This is a genomic window from Ruminococcus sp. OM04-4AA (assembly GCF_003462585.1).
Lineage (GTDB): Bacteria > Bacillota > Clostridia > Lachnospirales > Lachnospiraceae > Mediterraneibacter > Mediterraneibacter faecis.
Genome location: NZ_QTZH01000099.1, coordinates 1 through 3,776 on the forward strand (window position 1 = coordinate 1; position 3,776 = coordinate 3,776).

The window sequence follows — 3,776 nt, forward strand, 5'->3', positions numbered from 1 at the left end:
TATCTGCCTTGGAATCCTCTTGTAAAAGAATTCTGTCGATAACCGTTGACCTTTTAGTATAAAAGGCTGACGGTTATTTTTCTATACACTGTTTTATTTGACGCTTACTTAATTTCTTTTTTATATTTTCTTTATTCTATCTTTATTTGTATTAAATGGACGTAAGTAAGTTTGTTTTGAAATTAAGATTGTATAAAGATGAGCAGAAGTCCGAAATCTTCTGCTCATCTTTGGAGAGCGCTAGTTATAGGATACCGTCCAACATCAAATTGACTTTCAGAACATTTACGGTTTTTCTCTCCAAAAACACCTAAAAATCTACTGTCGGTGCATTTTTCAATAATATCTCTGACTTTTTCTTCACTCATATTATTTGCTTTTGCAATTCTTGTTACCTGATATTTAGCCGCCACAGGGGAGATATGCTGATCAAGTCCGCTGTCGGAACAGGTCACAAGTTAAGATATGATAAAAATACAAATTAGCAAGCAATGCAATTCTCCGTAAGATTGTGTATTTAGCAGAAACCTCTCTTCGGAATTTCTTTCAAATATAAGCCTTTTTTCGGAGACAATTCTGCACTTTCTTGAATATATTCTGGTGCTAAACCGGACTTTTCTGCAATCTGGCTGATAATATTTTTATCATAGTAGGCACTTCCAAGTTTCTTTGCTACTTCTTCCCCGATAAAACGCCCGCCACTTCCAAATTCTCTGCTGACTGTAATATAAGATTATTGGGATTCCCATTTGGATCATCAGCTTATTCACCTGCATCTCCTTCATCTTGTTGCTTTCTGACATTTTGTTTAAACTCCTCTCTTTTTGGCACAAAAAAGTGCGCACCTTGTCTTATAAGCTGGACTTACGCTGACAAGCTACACACTTTTTCATAACAAATATATTATTTTAACAAAGCGAAAAACGAGTAGCTGCTAAACTGGATTTACGCTTACCTGCTACTCGTCTACTATAATTATATTTCCAGTTTTTCCAAAATCAAATAAATTTTTCTTGCATTTTCTCTTCTCTTTCGTTTATAATATACCCGAAAAAACAATAATTATAACGAAAGCCGGCTTGTAAAAGCGTGAAATCATGAGGATTTGCTTGTCCTTACAGATTTCACGCTTCTTTTTTTGCAATGCCACGAGGAGGTCTTATGAATTCAAAAAACAAACTGGCAGAAATGCCAATCCGTCCTTTAGTGTACACAATGGCTATTCCATTGATGCTCTCTTTACTTGTGCAATCGCTTTATAACATTGTTGACAGTATCTTTGTGGCCAGACTGTCTGAAACAGCTCTGACCGCTGCATCGCTAGTATATTCCGTTCAATTTTTAATGATTGCCGTGGGTGTCGGAACCGCAGTAGGTCTGAATTCCTTGCTTTCCAGAAAAATAGGGGAACATAAAACTGAAGAAGCATGTCAGGCTGCCACAACCGGACTTTTCCTCATGCTCTTTACATCCATCATCTTCTCTTTCGCTGGCATTTTTCTGTCCGATACGATTGCCTTTAAAATGGCTACAGATCCAGAATTACAAACTCTCTGTAAACAATATCTTTCCATCAATCTCGTGTATTGCTGTGGAATCTTTTTGCAAACTTATGGGCAAAGACTGCTACAGGCTGTTGGAGATACTGTTTTATCTATGATTTCTCTGATCATAGGTGCTATTTTGAATATTATTCTTGATCCCATTATGATTTTCGGTCTGTTTGGCTGCCCTGCAATGGGAATCCGTGGTGCAGCAATCGCAACTGTCATCGGACAAATGGTGGGGGCCATCGCTACTTTATTGTTTAACCGTTTCCGAAATCCGCTCATCCATGCCCATCTAAAAAACTATCATTTCAGGTGGCGAGATGTTGCTGATATTTACCGGGTGGGGCTTCCTACAATTATCATGCAGGCCATCGGAAGTATTATGACACTTGCAGTAAACAGTATTCTCCTGCCTGTTTCTGCAACAGCAGTTGCTTTTTTCGGTGTCTACTATAAATTGCAAAATTTCCTGATGATGCCTATCAATGGTCTTGGACAGGCTGCCATTCCTATTGTCGGATATAATTACGGCAATAGAAAATATCATCGAGTACAGCAGACATGGAAAGTTTTACTTCCTACCGGAGCAATTATTGCCTTATGCGGAACCGTCATATTCTGGTGTTTTCCCAGACAACTATTGCAATTATTTTCTGCAAGCCAGGAAATGCTGACTCTCGGTATTCCGGCACTGCGAATCATCTCCGTTTCCTTTGTTATGGCTGCAATTACAATCCTGTGCGGATATTTTGCTTCCGGCCTCGGAAACGGCATCATTAATATGGTCAGTGCTGCTATAAGGCAACTTATTTTATTAGTTCCCTGCCTCTTGATTTTCATAAAAATCTCTGGCATTTCACATGGCTGGTATGCAGTCTGGATCGCAGAAATCGTTGCCTGCATTTATAGTTATTGCATGTCACATAAATTACTAAAAACAATTTTCGCACACAAATTGGAGGTAAGAAAATGAACGAAATTTTTCACAGAACAAGTCCTTATGCCGGTACCGCATCTGCTCCTCTCGCTTTTGTCGCTTGTTACAGAACAGCTTGCAAAATGCCAGAATATGCTCAGATAGATATGAATGCCTCTGTTGAAAATCTTTTATTGGAAGCAGATTCGCTTGGGCTTGGTGCTGTGTGGCTTGGAATCGCACCACTAAAAGAACATATGGAAGCAATCCACAATGTACTGCAAATTTCTCAAGATTTAGTTGCCTTTGCAATTGTACCATGTGGTTATCCAGATGCGCTACACTCTCAACAAGATCGTTTTGATTTCAAACGAGTCCACTATCATTCTGTGCGATTGCAAACAGGATTACTGTGATGTATCCCATTCCCCAAAAATATTCTATATCCCTCATTTTTTCTATCCTGACTTTTACTTCTTTTTTCGCTTCACGGATTTTCAGCTCTGCCCGCTTTTTTTAAATGCTGTCCCTTAACTCAAATAATTCCTGATTTCTTTCCACCTTGAATGGGTGTTCTTCAAAGCTATGAAGCTCGTCCAACTTCATCGTACAATACCTGCACCCGGCTCGTTGCACTTTAATGAACACATTTCTTTTTTTCTTGCCTTGTTTGCCTGTGGGTGTGAAACTCATATACCTCGCAAAGTGCCTAAATCTAAGGATTTCTACGAATTCACCCGATGTAGACAACACACGACTTCCACATGGCTCGATAGGTCCGGATTGATGTCAGTCACCAGGAACCTATTCAGACTAATACGAAATGTAGCAACATATCTCCGTTTGTTCGTGGAAACATATCAACAAATTCTGTAACAAAAATATCTTGATACATTCCGCTACCCATATCACAGCCTGAACCTCGTTCATTCACGGAAAAAGTTCAACTTTTTTTATTCGTTTCTACTATTGTAGTGATTCTAACATAAAAGTCAAATCTTGCGAGGAATCGCCATCGCCTCAACCTTGTCCGTTCTTCCTACAAAAACAGGTCAACGGCTATTTTTCGCCCCGACGGATGCCCCAACTCCCATGCACTCGACCTTTGCAAGCTGAAAATTTTAATGGAGATGCTGCTACTTCTTCGCATTCTCTTCCAGTTCCAGCATGTACTTATCAAAGTCAGACATGAACAGTCTATCAGTTAAGCTGGAGAATGAAGTGCGTGCATCCTTGAAGAACCTTTATGGAGTAATGAGACATGATCCTGCACCGATCAAAGGACATGACCTTTTCCGCGTTCTGTACGG

Annotated in this window: 3 protein-coding genes and 1 pseudogene; 2 read left to right on the forward strand and 2 right to left on the reverse strand. The window is 39.5% G+C overall.

Annotated features, from left to right (window positions below; genetic code table 11):
• Positions 1-244: 244 nt before the first annotated feature.
• Both DXB52_RS14970 and DXB52_RS14975 read right to left on the reverse strand, forming a co-directional pair.
• Positions 245-458 (reverse strand): annotated as a pseudogene (locus DXB52_RS14970) (potassium-transporting ATPase subunit C); the annotation flags it as partial.
• A gap of 59 nt (positions 459-517) precedes the next feature.
• Positions 518-727 (reverse strand): cytidylate kinase-like family protein, encoded by a 210-nt coding sequence (locus DXB52_RS14975; RefSeq protein WP_472520474.1) that lies wholly within the window; start codon positions 725-727, stop codon positions 518-520.
• Between the two features lie 434 nt (positions 728-1,161).
• Here DXB52_RS14975 and DXB52_RS14980 point away from each other — a divergent pair, with 434 nt between their 5' ends.
• Positions 1,162-2,523 (forward strand): MATE family efflux transporter, encoded by a 1,362-nt coding sequence (locus DXB52_RS14980; protein ID WP_181989228.1) that lies wholly within the window; start codon positions 1,162-1,164, stop codon positions 2,521-2,523.
• Complete coding sequence (locus tag DXB52_RS14985; protein ID WP_118107965.1) at positions 2,520-2,882, forward strand: nitroreductase family protein; 363 nt, start codon at positions 2,520-2,522, stop codon at positions 2,880-2,882. The genes DXB52_RS14980 and DXB52_RS14985 overlap by 4 nt, the downstream gene beginning before the upstream one ends.
• Positions 2,883-3,776 lie beyond the last annotated feature (894 nt).